The organism is Pantoea brenneri (genome assembly GCF_038594305.1).
Lineage (GTDB): Bacteria > Pseudomonadota > Gammaproteobacteria > Enterobacterales > Enterobacteriaceae > Pantoea > Pantoea brenneri.
This window is the reverse complement of the sequence record NZ_JBCGBG010000010.1, coordinates 23335-36671: the sequence shown is the minus strand read 5'-3', so window position 1 is coordinate 36671 and position 13337 is coordinate 23335. Positions and strand designations below refer to the sequence as shown.

At 57.1% G+C, this 13337-nt stretch carries 16 protein-coding genes and 1 pseudogene; 13 read left to right on the top strand and 4 right to left on the bottom strand.

All coding sequences use genetic code 11. The features are described from left to right. Window positions 1-257: 257 nt before the first annotated feature. The 12 genes from AABB92_RS22050 to AABB92_RS21995 all read left to right on the top strand — a co-directional run bounded on the left by AABB92_RS22050 (window position 258) and on the right by AABB92_RS21995 (window position 9307). Window positions 258-761 (top strand): hypothetical protein, encoded by a 504-nt coding sequence (locus tag AABB92_RS22050; protein WP_052259260.1) that lies wholly within the window; start codon window positions 258-260, stop codon window positions 759-761. Window positions 762-845: 84 nt separating this feature from the next. Continuing rightward, entirely contained in the window at window positions 846-1169 is a 324-nt protein-coding gene (locus AABB92_RS22045; RefSeq protein ID WP_031378066.1) for a hypothetical protein, read from the top strand. 57 nt (window positions 1170-1226) lie between these two features. Further along, window positions 1227-1772, top strand: coding sequence for a hypothetical protein (locus tag AABB92_RS22040; RefSeq protein WP_152610019.1), 546 nt, complete (start codon window positions 1227-1229; stop codon window positions 1770-1772). A gap of 45 nt (window positions 1773-1817) precedes the next feature. Next, a complete protein-coding gene (locus AABB92_RS22035) occupies window positions 1818-2048 on the top strand; it encodes a hypothetical protein (RefSeq protein WP_031378068.1) in 231 nt (76 codons plus the stop codon). 864 nt (window positions 2049-2912) lie between these two features. Next, window positions 2913-3461: a hypothetical protein gene (locus AABB92_RS22030; RefSeq protein ID WP_031378069.1), complete on the top strand. Its 549-nt coding sequence runs from the start codon at window positions 2913-2915 to the stop codon at window positions 3459-3461. Then, entirely contained in the window at window positions 3416-4924 is a 1509-nt protein-coding gene (locus tag AABB92_RS22025) for a TraG/VirB4 family ATPase (RefSeq protein WP_052720714.1), read from the top strand. The genes AABB92_RS22030 and AABB92_RS22025 overlap by 46 nt, the downstream gene beginning before the upstream one ends. Then, window positions 4921-5277, top strand: a complete 357-nt coding sequence (locus AABB92_RS22020) for a TrbI F-type domain-containing protein (RefSeq protein ID WP_031378071.1) — start codon at window positions 4921-4923, stop codon at window positions 5275-5277. The genes AABB92_RS22025 and AABB92_RS22020 overlap by 4 nt, the downstream gene beginning before the upstream one ends. 32 nt (window positions 5278-5309) lie before the next feature. Beyond that, window positions 5310-5960: a type-F conjugative transfer system protein TraW gene (traW, locus tag AABB92_RS22015; protein ID WP_046289574.1), complete on the top strand. Its 651-nt coding sequence runs from the start codon at window positions 5310-5312 to the stop codon at window positions 5958-5960. Between the two features lie 11 nt (window positions 5961-5971). Continuing rightward, entirely contained in the window at window positions 5972-6769 is a 798-nt protein-coding gene (locus AABB92_RS22010; protein ID WP_046289575.1) for a DsbA family protein, read from the top strand. Beyond that, entirely contained in the window at window positions 6729-8357 is a 1629-nt protein-coding gene (locus AABB92_RS22005; protein ID WP_052720717.1) for a conjugative transfer relaxase/helicase TraI domain-containing protein, read from the top strand. Before AABB92_RS22010 ends, AABB92_RS22005 begins: the two co-directional genes overlap by 41 nt. A 5-nt stretch (window positions 8358-8362) precedes the next feature. After that, window positions 8363-8875, top strand: coding sequence for a hypothetical protein (locus AABB92_RS22000; protein WP_031378242.1), 513 nt, complete (start codon window positions 8363-8365; stop codon window positions 8873-8875). Between the two features lie 75 nt (window positions 8876-8950). Then, entirely contained in the window at window positions 8951-9307 is a 357-nt protein-coding gene (locus tag AABB92_RS21995; protein ID WP_039390083.1) for a DUF6404 family protein, read from the top strand. A gap of 235 nt (window positions 9308-9542) precedes the next feature. Here AABB92_RS21995 and AABB92_RS21990 read toward each other — a convergent pair. From AABB92_RS21990 to AABB92_RS21980, 3 genes and pseudogenes are all read right to left on the bottom strand, one after another. After that, window positions 9543-10320: pseudogene (locus AABB92_RS21990) on the bottom strand (tyrosine-type recombinase/integrase). 8 nt (window positions 10321-10328) lie between these two features. Beyond that, complete coding sequence (locus AABB92_RS21985; protein ID WP_046289576.1) at window positions 10329-11081, bottom strand: hypothetical protein; 753 nt, start codon at window positions 11079-11081, stop codon at window positions 10329-10331. A 3-nt stretch (window positions 11082-11084) separates the two neighbouring features. Further along, on the bottom strand, window positions 11085-11480 hold the full coding sequence (locus AABB92_RS21980; protein WP_031378116.1) for a hypothetical protein: 396 nt from the start codon (window positions 11478-11480) through the stop codon (window positions 11085-11087). A 435-nt stretch (window positions 11481-11915) separates the two neighbouring features. Between AABB92_RS21980 and AABB92_RS21975 the strand changes: the two genes are divergently transcribed. Then, window positions 11916-12605 (top strand): hypothetical protein, encoded by a 690-nt coding sequence (locus AABB92_RS21975; protein WP_031378115.1) that lies wholly within the window; start codon window positions 11916-11918, stop codon window positions 12603-12605. 33 nt (window positions 12606-12638) lie between these two features. Here the strand turns inward: AABB92_RS21975 and AABB92_RS21970 are convergent, their stop codons facing one another. Next, complete coding sequence (locus tag AABB92_RS21970; RefSeq protein ID WP_046289577.1) at window positions 12639-13328, bottom strand: RES family NAD+ phosphorylase; 690 nt, start codon at window positions 13326-13328, stop codon at window positions 12639-12641. Window positions 13329-13337 lie beyond the last annotated feature (9 nt).

Sequence of the window (13337 nt, the reverse complement as noted above, 5' to 3'; positions counted from 1 at the left end):
GTTCACTGGCCACAAACAGACGTGGCCGCTAGGGACGCCCGCCTTGCGGTCGGGTGTGTGCCTGCTCATTTCAGGTGCGGTGGTCATGTTGCGGTCGGTCCACGCGTCGGGCGAAGCCAAGCACAGTCATTCGTCAGTCACCAGGGTGAAATGCACGCCGGAGGCGCCCTGGTCACTGCCGCCTGCCCGTGCTTCTCAGCCCTTTGCCGCGAGGAACTCACCGAAACATGAATTAATCACCTGACAGGAGCACCAGCATGCACACACAAAACATCAACGTCGCCGCTTCAGAATCTTCCAAAACATGGGTTAAGGGCAGGAGCACACAGGCTGAGGAGCGGGTGTTCGTGCGCATCGATACCGGCACGATTTTCAGTGAGGCGATCACGCTGAATGACGGGAGCACCGTGTCCGTGTTCAGTTTTGAAACGCTGGAGGAGTTGCAGGTGCAGTACGCCGACATGGCATTGATGACCGAATCCGAGGCAGATGCCCTGTTCTGTACACGTCTGTTCAGGCCGTGGGAGGAGGTGAGTGAAGCGCGCTGGATGGATCAGCTGACCGTGCTGACGCCGCTGGACTGGCAGTCCTCACCCGCAGGCGAGACGTTCAAGTGTTGTGAAATGTATTCCGGGAAGGTGACGCACATTTTCGCGCATATTCGCGGACGCTATTTCGAGTGCCGGGACTATGCCTGGAAAAAACACGCGGATCTGGTGCTGGGTGCCGTGCTGGCGATGGCGGGGGAAATCGCGCATTAAAAAAGCAGGCGAAAGCCTGCTCTCTTAACGACCGGTTCGAGCGGCAACTCTTATTGGTCACATCAATCACGAAGGAGTAACGACATGTTTGATAACCGAATCGTCGCACAGCCGACACAGGATGTAAACCTGTCCGCCAGTGGGACAGGGCAGGAGCCGTTGCAGGACCTGACAGCGGCGCAGTTTGCGGATCTGTATGCGTACATCTGCGAAGCGGGAACCTTTGCCGGATTCAGCGCGGTGCCGTGGGAAGAACTCGGCATGTGCAGTGTTATCCATGAACCCACCGACGAGCCGGAAGGGCTGCGGATTTACCTGCGCGATAAATGGCCCGTCGCGGTGCTGGAGTACGACGTGGGATACCGACTGATGCCCGGCATGATCACCCATCGCTGGCAGCAGAACTGAACGCAGCAGGGGCGCGGTTGCGCCCTTTATTGAGCAAACCACATGAAGGATTTCACCATGACAGCTCCCGTTATGCCAGTTAAAGAGACTCAGCCCAGCGGTGTTGATTTTGATGCCATTCGTCGCAGCCTGCGCCGCCATCTTTTCGTTATCAACCGGCCCGATTTTAACGTCAACAGCGCCGCGCTGCGCACCGATTTTGCCATGCAGCTTGAATACCTGGCAGCCGCCACGTTTACGCGTGACAAAGCGATTTATGACACGGGCAAGTATGCGTCCTCAACCGATCTGCTGCTGATTAAGCCGCTGGAGCAGCTACAGGTCACCGTCACGGTTTTCGCATCCAAGGCGGGAGCCGCCCCCGATACCTATCAAACGCGGATCGTGCATTCAGCCAATCCCCTCGGCGAGGAGACATACCCGGAAAACAGCGAGTTTCAGACCACCAATGTCTATCAGGTCAGCGGCGTGTTAACCGTGAGCGCGCTGGAGCTGTTCTGGTCAGAGCATGATGGCCTGGAAAAATATGCACGGGCGAACCTGCCTGAAGCGGATGAACTGAGCCCGTTCTGCCACTGGCATTATTCACGCCTGCAAGGGTAAACAGCGATCCCCCGCGGTGCGCTGCGGGGGCAACGGGAGACAGCCATGACTACGCAGAAACGACTGGCGGAGGCGCTAAAGAATCCGCTCAAAGCAGGCTATGTGACCTGGACCGGTCACGTCATGACCGAAGCGGAATGCCGTTCTTACAACCTTTATACCGCAGAAGCGGCGCGACCATGGATAAGCGAACAGACGCGTGAATACCTGCTGGATCAGCGGCACCGCTATTTTGTGCTTATCAGCGAAGAACAGGAGGGCTCGCCTTTGCGTTGATGGCGCTCATTATGTGTTGCCGCCTGCGTGTTCGGGAGTTTGTCCCCGGCACACCAGATCCGAACGGGAGAGCGGCGGCTTTTTCGGACAATGAATACAGGCTATCAGAGGCCGGTGATTAGGCTTATGCCGTAACCGTTACGTATGATTCAGCCGCTATGATCGATTTTGCGGCGTTGGGTGTCTGCCTGCTGCTGATGGCTGTGCAGATGTTCCGCCGCCGTTGAAATCTTGCGGGCCTTCGGGCCCAGAGAAAGGCGGTGCTGACGCACCGCGCATCCCTCTCCGCAGCTTCCTTATCCCGGCAGCCTGTTCTTTCATATTTGCTCTCTTTTCCTTATTACCGCTTCAACGCCGTTTTAAGAGATATCGCTGGCGCATTCCCCTGGTTCTGGTTATGCCTTCCTGTCTCATTGTCAGTCATAACTCAAGACACATGGCCCCCTTCGGCTCCCCGGCAAGCCGGGTCGTCAGCCCGACTGCGCTAACCGGCAGGCCGGTAAGCTTCGCCGAACCGCGAAAAGATGCGTTTCGGGCCTGACGGCTGGGGTCTGATGGCAACGGCAAGGTCAACCCCTGCAGCTGGCTGATGCCAGCGCGTTCACTGGCCACAGACAGACGTGGCCGCTAAGGCCCGGTCCGGCAAAGCCGTCCGGGGTGTGTTCATGTCCTCTTCCCGTTTGGTGAGGCTGTTCCGGTCAACCCAGGCGCGGAGGGCTTTTCGTAGCACTGCCATTCATTCAGTACAAGGGTGAAATGCACGCCGGAGGCGCCCTTGTACTGCCTGCCTGTCATTGCTACTTGGCCCTTTGCCGCGACTGGATCGACCGAAACATGAACCCTCACAGAGACAGGAGAAATGCCATGAACACACACAACGTCAAAACCGCCACGCCAGAATCTCCCAAAACATGGGTGAAAAGCCCTGAAAACCTCTGGATTGCGCGCAAAATTGACCTGCTGGTGGCTCTGGCGAAAATAGAGGGTGAATTGCTGATGTATCAGGCCCTGGACCGCATTGAAGCCGAAATGGATAGTGACCAAATCGAAGATCAGTACCTCTGTCCGCAAACTGCCCCCGAAATTGTCCAGCGCCTTGAAAGCATGGGTGCGATCACCACCCAGTCAGTACTCGATATGGTGTGCTCGGTTGAGTCGTTGGCGAGTTATAGCGAATTCTGGCGGGAAATCTTTTCAGGCGCGCTTCCTGCGTTAACGGTGTTCACTAGTCGCGCGGCGGCAAATCGCGAGCGTTTTCTGGCATCAGCCGCCGAAGGCATGAAACCGTTCAGCGTGGAAGTCGACGGGCGAATCGAATATCCCGAAGACGATCCGATTTTCGGCACCTACTGGCAGGACGGCTCAATTTGCCTCGGGCGTGCCTGGACGGTTGCCCGGACGACGATGACCTGACGTCGCGCTACACCGAAAAGACGCGCAACGCCTTCGCCGCGCAGGGGCTGCGCTTCGTGCGCGCCGACTTCATGCAGCTGCGCAACCTTCTGGCCACGCTGCCGTTTGCGATGGTGAATAAAAAGCTGCGTGATGACTGCCGCAAAACCGGCGGCATTCAGCGCTCGGAGTCGTTTCACGCGGTGAACCTGATGCCGGTCATCGGCGACAACAAGCTGTGCGCCTCGGGCATTCTTATCCCGAGCTACCGCAACCAGGTTGCCTTTATCGACGTGTTTGACGAGAGCCTGCCGAACACCAACTTCAACTGGTTTATGTCCGGTACATCAGGCGCGGGCAAGTCGGTACTGGCGAACTCCATCGCGCGCTCGGTGCTGGACAAGGGCGGGACGGTGGCGGTGCAGGACATCGGGGACTCTTACAAGGCGGCGTGCAGCAGCCTCGGCGGCACCTACATCAACGGTGATTCCCTGCGCTTTAACCCGTTTGCGAACGTCACCGACATTACGCTTGCGGCCGAGCGCATCCGCGATCAGCTCTGCATTCTGGCGAGCCCTAACGGCCTGCTGGACGAGGTGCACGAGTCCATGATCCTGGAGGCCATCACCGAATCGTGGCCGACCTATGAGCAGGACATGCGTATTGACCACGTCATTGACTACCTGAAGAAGAGGCAGGCCGCCATTAGCCGCGAACACTCCTCGCAGATTGGCGGGCGCATTGATGAAATCACCACCCTGCTCGGCAAGTACAGCACCACAGGCATCTACGGGAAGTTCTTTAACTCCTCAGAGCCGACCCTGAAGCCTGACCTGCAGTTCGTGGTCACCGAGCTGGGCGACCTGCGCAAGCAGCAGGACCTGCTGTCAGCGGTGCTGTTCAGCATCATGATCTGGAACGAGAACATGATGTACACCACGCCGCGCAGCATGCGGAAGATGAACATCATCGACGAGGGCTGGAAGCTGCTGGGCGGGTCGAGCACCAAGATTAAAGACTTCATCGAGGAGGGCTACCGCACCGCCCGCCGTCACAACGGCTCCTACGGTACGGTGACCCAGGCGATACGCGATAAAAACCTGTCCACGGCGGCACTCGCGGCCTACGACAACAGCTCGTTCAAGTTTACCTGTATGCAGGACGCCAAGTCGTTCACCACCTTCCAGAAGGAGGAGCCGCACGCGTTTAACGAGCTGGAGTGGGAGATGATCAGGAAGTTCCCGCCGGCGAAAAAGGCGCGCTACAGCTCGTTTCTGCTGAGCGTGGGGGAATTCTCCAGCTTCCACCGCCTCATTCTCGACCCTTTGAGTGACGGGCTGTTCTCCTCCAAAGGCGAGGACTTTACCTATCGTGAGAAGCGCCTGCGCGAGGGCGCTGACATCAAGGACATCCTGTTTGAGATGGCCGACAACGACGCGCACAAGCGCGACATCATCCACATGCTGCGGGAGATGCAACTTTGAATACCAAACACCTTGTGGCGGGCTGCGGCCTGTCGGTTGCGCTGAGCGTGGCCGCATGCGCGGCCGCCTGGTTCCTCTGGCTGAAGCCGCCAGCGCTGGTCACCTTTGACATGAAGGGCACGACCAACGCGCTTATCCGCCAGACCGCGAAGCTGGACCTGACTGACGACCAGCGTAAGGCGCTGCTGACCCGCTTTGACCGCAGCGTCACCACCGCAACGGCGGAATATGCCAGCGAACACGGTGCGGCCATTCTGGTGAGCCCCGCCGTGGTCACCGGCCTGCCGGACGCCACGCCGGAGATTCAGGCGCGCCTCGCCGAGCTGATGAAGGCCGGTAACCCGCAGCAGTAACCCTGTCCGATCACCCCAACGGGAGCCTCCCGATGATACATGCAACTCCGCTGGCGCGCGCAGTCGCCGGCGCGCTGCTCGCCATGCTCAGCCTGCAGGCGGGCGCGGCTGAGCTGGGCACGTACGGCGATACCTGGGACATCCGCGAGCGCAACCTGATCGCGGTCCTGAAAGACAACCTGAAAGAGCATTTTGCCGGCCGGTCGCAGGCCGACATCGAGCGGGACATGCAGAAAAAGGCCGAGGACGAGGCGATGCGCCCGCCGCCGGTGGCGGGACTCACTACGGCGCGCGAGACGCACAGCCGCCTGTTTGATCCGTCGTTCACGGTGCAGCGAGACATTGCCGACCAGAACGGCGTGGTGTTTGCGCATAAAGGCCAGGTGGTGAACCCGTTTGACGTCATTCCGGTGTTTGACGAAACGCTGTACTTCATCGACGCCGATGACGACCGGCAGATTGCCTGGGTGAAGCAGCAGGTGCCGCACACCATGACCTCACGCGTCATTCTCGTTAACGGCAACGTGCGCGACAGCGCAGAGGCCCTCGGCAGCCGGGTCTACTTCGACCAGACCGGCAGCATCACGAAAAAGTTCGGCATCACGCAGGTGCCTGCAGAGGTGAAGCAGGCGCCCGGAAAAAAACTCTTCCTTATTACTGAATTCGGTCTTCCCGACCGCTAACGGAGCCAGACATGAAAAAGCACATCCTCGCCGCCGCCCTGACGCTGATCCTGACCGGTCACGCGATTGCCGCTGACGACGCCTTTAGCGATGCGCAGAAGGCGCAGATCGGCGAAATCGCAGCAGACTACCTGCGCGCCCATCCGGAAATCCTGATTGAAATGAGCCAGAAGCTGCAGGCGCAGTCGCAGGAAAAACAGATGGCCTCCGCCGCCGGCGCGGCGCTGAAGGAGCAGGACGGGCTGCTGAACGATCCGACCTCACCGGTGCTGCACCCGAAGGGCGACGTCGCGGTCATCCAGTTCTTTGACTACCAGTGCATCTACTGCGCGAAGGTCGCCCCGACCGTGGAGCAGTTCATCAGCCAGAATCCGAACGTGCGCTTCATCTATAAGGAATGGCCAATCTTCGGCAGCCGCTGGCCCGCGTCGGTACAGGCGGCAAAAGTTGGCCTGTCTGTGTACAGGAAAGGCGGCGCAGAGGCGTACCACCGCTACCACGCTGCGCTCTACGCGACCGGCCACAACGAAGGGAAGCTGCTGAATGAAGACATCCGCCAGGCGGCGGTGAAGGCGGGCGTGACCACGACGCCGAAAGAAGAGGTCGAGGCGATGGGCGCGGCGCTGGAGAAAAACAACCAGCTGGCCCGCAGCCTCGGCATTCAGGGCACGCCCGCCTTCTTCGTCATGCCGGTCACGGGCGCCACCGCTGAGAACGTCAGCGTTATCCCGGGGGCAGCCGGGCGCATACGTTCCGGAGAACAGCGCAATGGACGGCAGCAGCCTGGCGCAGAAGATGGCCGGGCCTGATGGCGCTGGCGGGAAGGCCGAAAAACCCGACCTGATCGGGATGATTGCCGACGACTATGCTGGCCGGACGCCGGAGGCGCGGGACAATACCCTTATCGTGGCTGAGCTGAACGCTGACCGCGAGGCTATAAACAGCGAGGTACACGCCCGGCTGCAGGCGCAGGGTGCGCTGGGTGACAGCGTCACGGTGCCGTTGCTGGTACGAGTCAACAACAGCAATGCCGATCTGGGCCGGCAGACATTCTGGGCAGAGCAGACCGGCAACGTGGTGCGCCGGGGCGAGCAGTATTTCCGGGTAGGCGAAACCGACGCGGAAAGCGGCGTGGTGCGCATGGAAGGGCTCGACGGCACGGCCGATCGCTGGATACGCCCCGCCGAACTACGCAAGGAGGAGGTGGCGGTATTTAAGGAGGTGGAGCGGGAAATCAGCGCCGGCGAGAAAATCCGTCTGACGGCAACGGACCGCGACCGCAATGTGCGTGCCAGCGACACGGCAGTGGTCACAGGCATAACGGAGGGCGGAAAAATTACGCTCGATACCGGCGATCGCCAGCTGTCTTTTGAGCCGGCCGCACAGTACGCCGACCGTCACATTGATTACGGCTACGCCGTCACTACCTACAGCTCGCAGGGCGCGTCCGTGAAGTATCTCATCGGCCTGTTTGGCGAAGAGGGCGCCAGAGGGCGGATGGCGGCGCTGGACAGTACCTACGTAGAACTCTCAAGGGCAAAGGAGCACGTTCAGACCTACTTCGACAACCTGTCCGGCTGGGCGGCGAAGGTGGAGAGTAAAAGCGGGCGGCGCCAGACGGTGCATGACGTGCTGATGCGGGCAGAGGACGTGCGCGCTGATCGGGAAATGCAGACGTGGGACAAAAGCCTGCCGGTATCCGGCACGCGCCTGGCGGACCGGGTCGATCAGGACCTCACGGCGGACGCGCGCTTTATGGCCGGAAAAACGCCGGAAATGCTGTGGCCGGTTATCAACGAGCACGGCCGGCAGCGCGGGAACTGGCACGTTCCGGTGTCCCCCTCAAGCGGAGAGGTGGACTTTTCGTCCGCCCACTATGAAGGGGCAGCGGACGGCAGCCGCATCGTGCTGCAGCGCGGTGAAAAGCACGGGAAGGTGCTGGAAGCCGCGGATATCGCAGAGGCGATGCAACTGATGAAGGACAACCCGGAGCGCCCGGTGGTGCTCACTACTGACCACAGTGAACGTCCGGAAAACAGCCGCGGCGCGGCGTCTGCAACCGCAGCTGCATCCGGAGGAGAAGAGCTGGACCGTCGCGAAGCCGAGGCGCTGGAGAAAGCCGTTAAAGCCGCGCTGGGTCAGGAGGAGAAAGAGCCGGAGCTTGCGGTGCAGGATGAAGGAAGGGAGGCACCGGAAGACAAAGACCGCGAACACGAAGCCGCACTGGCAGCGGCGCTGGAAGAGCTGCAGGAGGAGGCATTTGATTATCGCGACTACGACATGACGCCGGAGCGCGCCGATCGCGCAATGATGAATGATGAAGTGAACGTGATGCGCCATGAGCGCAGCGAACCTGAGCCGGATTTTGGCCATAAACCTCAAAAAACCCTGGAGTAAACCTTATGACATTACTGCTGATTGCGGCCACCGTGGCCGTTTCCCTGATGATGCTGATGGCCTGGCTGCCTGAGTTCCGGGCGAAAGGGGCGCTGCTTCGCCGCTGGAGTAAGGGGGGCGGTGAGCCTCGCTGCAGCGAAGCAGTGCAGGGTGTCGTGGACGCCTTCATTGAGGATTTTTCAGCGACGCATCGCTTGGCGGACGCTGAAACAGCGCGCATCCGGGAGATGAAAACTCGCCCGGGCATGATGCCGGTGACCCTGCTGCTGCATCCGCAGCTGGTGACGCGGGAAAAAGGGCGCTTTGCCCGCGGGCGAAACCTGACGGCCGTGTTTGTGGCCACAGGCGTAAGCGCGCTTATCATGCCGCCGCTTGCCGGTATTGCCATGCATAACATGAGTCTGTGGCTGCTGCCCTTTCTGAACACGGCGGTATTTTTCGCCGGCCTGCAGCTGCTGCGCTATGTGTATTCAGACCTGGGACTGATGAACGTACTTGTCACAGGAAAAGCTGATTGAATAAAGGGTTGCCGTTCCAGTGCTTATGCGTATGGTTATAAGGTCTGGTGTACAGTTTAAAGGGAGGTTTACTGAGTGAAAGATGCAGAATTTAAGCGGAAAAGAAAAAAGGCCTATGCGCTGATGGCTGCAACCGGCCTGCGCAGAAGCCAGCGTATCCCTGCTACCTATCGGCTACTGTGGTGGCTGGGCATAAAGAAGCGGCCGGCACTTTTTGCCAGTTTTTGGAGCAACCTGATCCTGCTGGGCGGCTACTATGCTGTGTTCTGGGGAGGGATGATGTGGTTTATCACATGGCAATCACGGGGGTACAGCCCGCTGGCCAGCGTAATAACAGCGCTGGCTGCCGGCCTGTTATTTGGGCTCATCATGGCGAGTATTATACGAAGGCGCCGAAAAGCCAAATGTCTGCCGGACTGGGAGCAGCTTTAACTCTCCTTTACCAAGCTTAGAACGGCCTGCCGCCCTGCGGTTGGCCGGTCCGTCGCGTCCAGGATTGAAAATCCCAAACGCTCCCGACCCTCAAATGAGGCATTTAATATGGCTTGGATGAGGGGAAGTTCTTATGCTTACTGCGTACTTAATCAGGTATGTAAACTCCAGACGTGAAAGTAAATCCTGCACGCCCGAAACCATTAAATAGTTGCTGTTTTTTTCTCACATACAGTCAGGTGCTGTTGTTCTTGAGCATAGCCACAGCATCAGTTCCCGCCATCTGAAACTGCACCCGGTGCCGGGCCGCCACGTCCAGCGCAAACATCCGCGTGTATATCTCGGTAGACTTGACACTCTTGCGTCCCAGCAAGCTCTGCAGCGCCTTGAGCGGCGTGCCGGCGTACAGCATGTGCATGGCGTAGCTGTGCCGGAAGGTGTGCAGGGTGACGGGAATGGAGAACGTTACCCCCTCTGACGCCGCGGCCTCCACTGCCTCGTTCAGCCAGGTGCGCGCCGTGCGGTCGGTAATTTCCCACAGCCGCACCCGCTCCGAGCGGCCCGTCTTTTCGCTTCTGCGGTCAATTGGTATGCGCAGGGTCGCGATCATCATCTCCAGTTGCGTCACGTACTGCGCGTCGGAGAGCGGCACCAGGCTGTGAGGCACGACGCCGGCGGCGCGACGTCCGGCCCGGCGCTCCGCCTTATCCTCCCGCTGCTTGAGCGTGGCCAGTTGCACGAACGGGTACTGCTGACGCAGCAGAAAGTCCCCCCGCGTCAGCGCCAGCGCTTCGCTGATGCGCGCGCCGGTGTTCCACAGCGTGGTGAACAGCATCTTGCGCCGCAGGTCGGGCATGAAGTAGAGCAGGGCGCTGACCTCCGGTGCCAGCAGGTACTTCGGCAGGTCGTTGACCAGCGCGGCCCATATGGCGCAGCGCCAGCGCCGCGGGGTAGTCGATGGCCACCGGCAGCTGCTGCGCCTGAAACTGGCCGCCGGCTAGCGCAGGCAGCAATGTGTGGTTCATACGTTTTCTCCAGAATCGGAAGCGTTGTCTGCCGCTTTCTTTCTCATGTCATTTTTTATTTCAAATGCTGCAAGCGCCCGGGCATGAAGCATAGCCTGTAACGACCGTCTCTTTCTTTCACGGCGCCATTCTTCCCATAGCACGCGCTGCGCCGACCAGGGCGTGGCGTTTAGACGGGAATCCGGGAAGCCTGTCAGCTTACGCAGGCGCCGGGCCAGAATTACTGCTTTCAGGCCGAGTCGTGTGTACTCGTACTGCCGGGCTTCAAAGAACTCGTCGTATTCCGGGCCAATAAAATCCGCCGCATCGATAGTCCGGTCCGATTCACTTTTAAGAACCGGCAGCTCCCTGAGCTGGTACATCAGCCGGACGGGCAGGGTGCGCCAGTCACCTGTGACAGCTACATAGTCGAGTTCGGGCAGGGGATAAGAAGGTGCAAAAGCATGCTCATGTTCGAATCCATTATCCCGGGCGACACTCGCACAGCTCTCGGCGAACTGCTCCAGCAGAAATACAAGCTCAGTGGCGATAAAATCACGCTCCCGCTTCTGCTTGTCTTCTGACGCAGACCTCTCTCTCTTAAGAGTGAACTTATGAGTCAGCATCACCGCCACGATTGCCGCCCCGGCGGTGATCAGGCCGGTGGCTACGTTGCCCCAAATTCCCGGCCCCTGATTAATCACCTGCACGCTGATAGGGTGTGATGCCGATAAGTTTACCCCCCCGCCGGTTAGTATTTCACGAAGCATTCTCTACAGTCTCCCACCGTTTTCATTGGTTGGCTTAACTGGAGGAACATAAACATTTTCACAGGGCGGGAGATTATCTCTAATTGTTTCTACTTCCCGAAGAGTGTTGGCATGAACATGTTTTCTGAGAGTGTTTACGTCGAAGCCTGGCTTATTCCTGTACATTTTCTCCGGATCGCCAGTAGGTTGGATAATTGGCTTCTGACGGGAGCCGGGATTCTCGTTAAGTGTGTTTATAGTCGATATGCGACATAGCACATCATCGTCACCGTTCACTGCCACACGCTGAACATTTCCGTCACTGGAAGAAATATCTTTTATCCAGACTTTATCGTCTTCATAAATTCCTTCAATCATTTTTCTGAGTTCTTCAATAGCGTCGGGGTGCAAAAGTTCCATCAAAATTCTCCTTTTAATTATTACTATTAGTAAGCTAATGCTTATATTGATAACAATTACCAATGTAAATTACCGGAACGCCGCATGACTGGGATCCGCTTTCTTCCCGATTTATGCCTTTCGCGGAAGCGTGACATGCCAGGTATGGTGGCTCAAGTTCCTTCCGCTTCCCCACATTTATCTGCTGCATCCCCTATCTTGCACCCATCGCAGCTGAGTGAACCCCTATATATAGTTAGGCGACCAAAAAACCACCATCAACGTAGGCAGATCTGGTTCTTACAGAAAACGGATCTAAAAATGCTTTAATAAATAGCATCAATAGAATCGAATCGATTAATAGCTAAGAACTATAAAAGACGGAGTGAGAACAAAACTTGCGCAACTTAACGATTTAACGTATCCTTTGAAGCATGAAATCGAAAAGGAGGTTTTATGAACACGCCAACCCAAAAACGAAACGCTAATGATCGTTCCTCCACTATGCATAATTTTATGGACAACAGCATTGCTGCAGAGCGTCTTCAGAATTTTTTTCAGGATCTGGCAGAGGAAGTCAGGTCAGGTAAAACGCCGATTGCTCCTGAGAGTATGGGGAAGACCGACGCAATTTTTACCATGGATACCATTCTGAAGTTTCTTGAAAATCGCGCTGTTAACAGCCTAACGCCGGAAAAAAAACGTCAGCAACGACGTTTACACAGTAAGGCCCTTTTCTTTCAGACACTAGAAAATGATGGCGGTGTTTACAACTCAGCTAAAGCTGCTGAAATAGTGGGAAAGAGTAAACCCACGGTTAAGACCTGGAAAGATACCAATCAGTTACTTGCCCTTGATATTGACGGTGAGTTTTACTACCCGGTGTTTCAGTTCACTAATGAGGAAGGGATCTCGGATAAAGGCGTGCTCCGGGGTGTGGCCGAACTACTGCCTATGCTGAGCAGCTTCAGTGATCGACTAAAATATTCTTTCTTTATGGAACAGAGAAATACCGTCCTGGATGGCCTGAACCCTGCAGGACGTGCGTTTACCGTTGCCGAGGTTCTGAAAAGTAATCCGGATGAAAAAGTCATGAATGAATTACGCCGGCTGGCTCGCAACTACGGCACACAGAACGCAGTTTGATGAAAGGGGGTGCTTGCCCCCCCCCTTTATCAATTATTCCTCAACAGGAATTCCCAGATCATAAACAAGAATTTCGGCCGCTTCCCTACCCTGATATTCAAACTGACTGAGACTTGTCTGGCTCCGGGTTGTGGCCAGCCCGGTTCCAGCCGGATCGTCATGCCATAGAACAAGGCATGGGTCACCGGTGACATTTGATGGAAACCCCATTCCTTCAAACCCTGCTGAATGAACCTTTTCAGCCAGATGCTGAGTAACTGCACGTGTTGAGGTTGTCACATCATTCAACCTTAAATCACTGCCTTTAATCAGCTTACTGACCTGAAGGACCCTGATATCTTTCTCAATAGCTACGGTGCCCATCATGTAATTATCGAGATCCGATTCCCTGAGCCCTTTTTTATGCTGAAACACTTCCTTCATTGCCGTGTCAGGAGTTTGGGCCACGTACATGGAGCCATTCTCACCATCATTAAGACTGTAACGGCAATCCTCGCCATTACGATTGAAAAAGACACTGCTTCCGCCGTGACTACCGAGCTGAAGCCGGAACACCTCAGTTCCTGATGGCACGGTCGTTCCGTACCGCTGGAGCTGTTCGTCCTGTAACTTCCCAATTTTATCGAGAACTGCCACGTCTTGTTCATTCATGCCTGCATTTAAAGAAGTTTCAACAATCTGATTAACTTCGTCGTTTAGGTTTACCCCTGATTTTAAACTCATATTGATTAC

Coding starts and splice junctions, on each gene's coding strand:
- AABB92_RS22050 (WP_052259260.1), top strand. CDS start 258: ATGCACACACAAAACATCAACGTCGCCGCTTCAGAATCTTCCAAAACA.
- AABB92_RS22045 (WP_031378066.1), top strand. CDS start 846: ATGTTTGATAACCGAATCGTCGCACAGCCGACACAGGATGTAAACCTG.
- AABB92_RS22040 (WP_152610019.1), top strand. CDS start 1,227: ATGACAGCTCCCGTTATGCCAGTTAAAGAGACTCAGCCCAGCGGTGTT.
- AABB92_RS22035 (WP_031378068.1), top strand. CDS start 1,818: ATGACTACGCAGAAACGACTGGCGGAGGCGCTAAAGAATCCGCTCAAA.
- AABB92_RS22030 (WP_031378069.1), top strand. CDS start 2,913: ATGAACACACACAACGTCAAAACCGCCACGCCAGAATCTCCCAAAACA.
- traW (WP_046289574.1), top strand. CDS start 5,310: ATGATACATGCAACTCCGCTGGCGCGCGCAGTCGCCGGCGCGCTGCTC.
- AABB92_RS22010 (WP_046289575.1), top strand. CDS start 5,972: ATGAAAAAGCACATCCTCGCCGCCGCCCTGACGCTGATCCTGACCGGT.
- AABB92_RS22005 (WP_052720717.1), top strand. CDS start 6,729: ATGGACGGCAGCAGCCTGGCGCAGAAGATGGCCGGGCCTGATGGCGCT.
- AABB92_RS22000 (WP_031378242.1), top strand. CDS start 8,363: ATGACATTACTGCTGATTGCGGCCACCGTGGCCGTTTCCCTGATGATG.
- AABB92_RS21985 (WP_046289576.1), bottom strand. CDS start 11,081: ATGCTTCGTGAAATACTAACCGGCGGGGGGGTAAACTTATCGGCATCA.
- AABB92_RS21980 (WP_031378116.1), bottom strand. CDS start 11,480: ATGGAACTTTTGCACCCCGACGCTATTGAAGAACTCAGAAAAATGATT.
- AABB92_RS21975 (WP_031378115.1), top strand. CDS start 11,916: ATGAACACGCCAACCCAAAAACGAAACGCTAATGATCGTTCCTCCACT.
- AABB92_RS21970 (WP_046289577.1), bottom strand. CDS start 13,328: ATGAGTTTAAAATCAGGGGTAAACCTAAACGACGAAGTTAATCAGATT.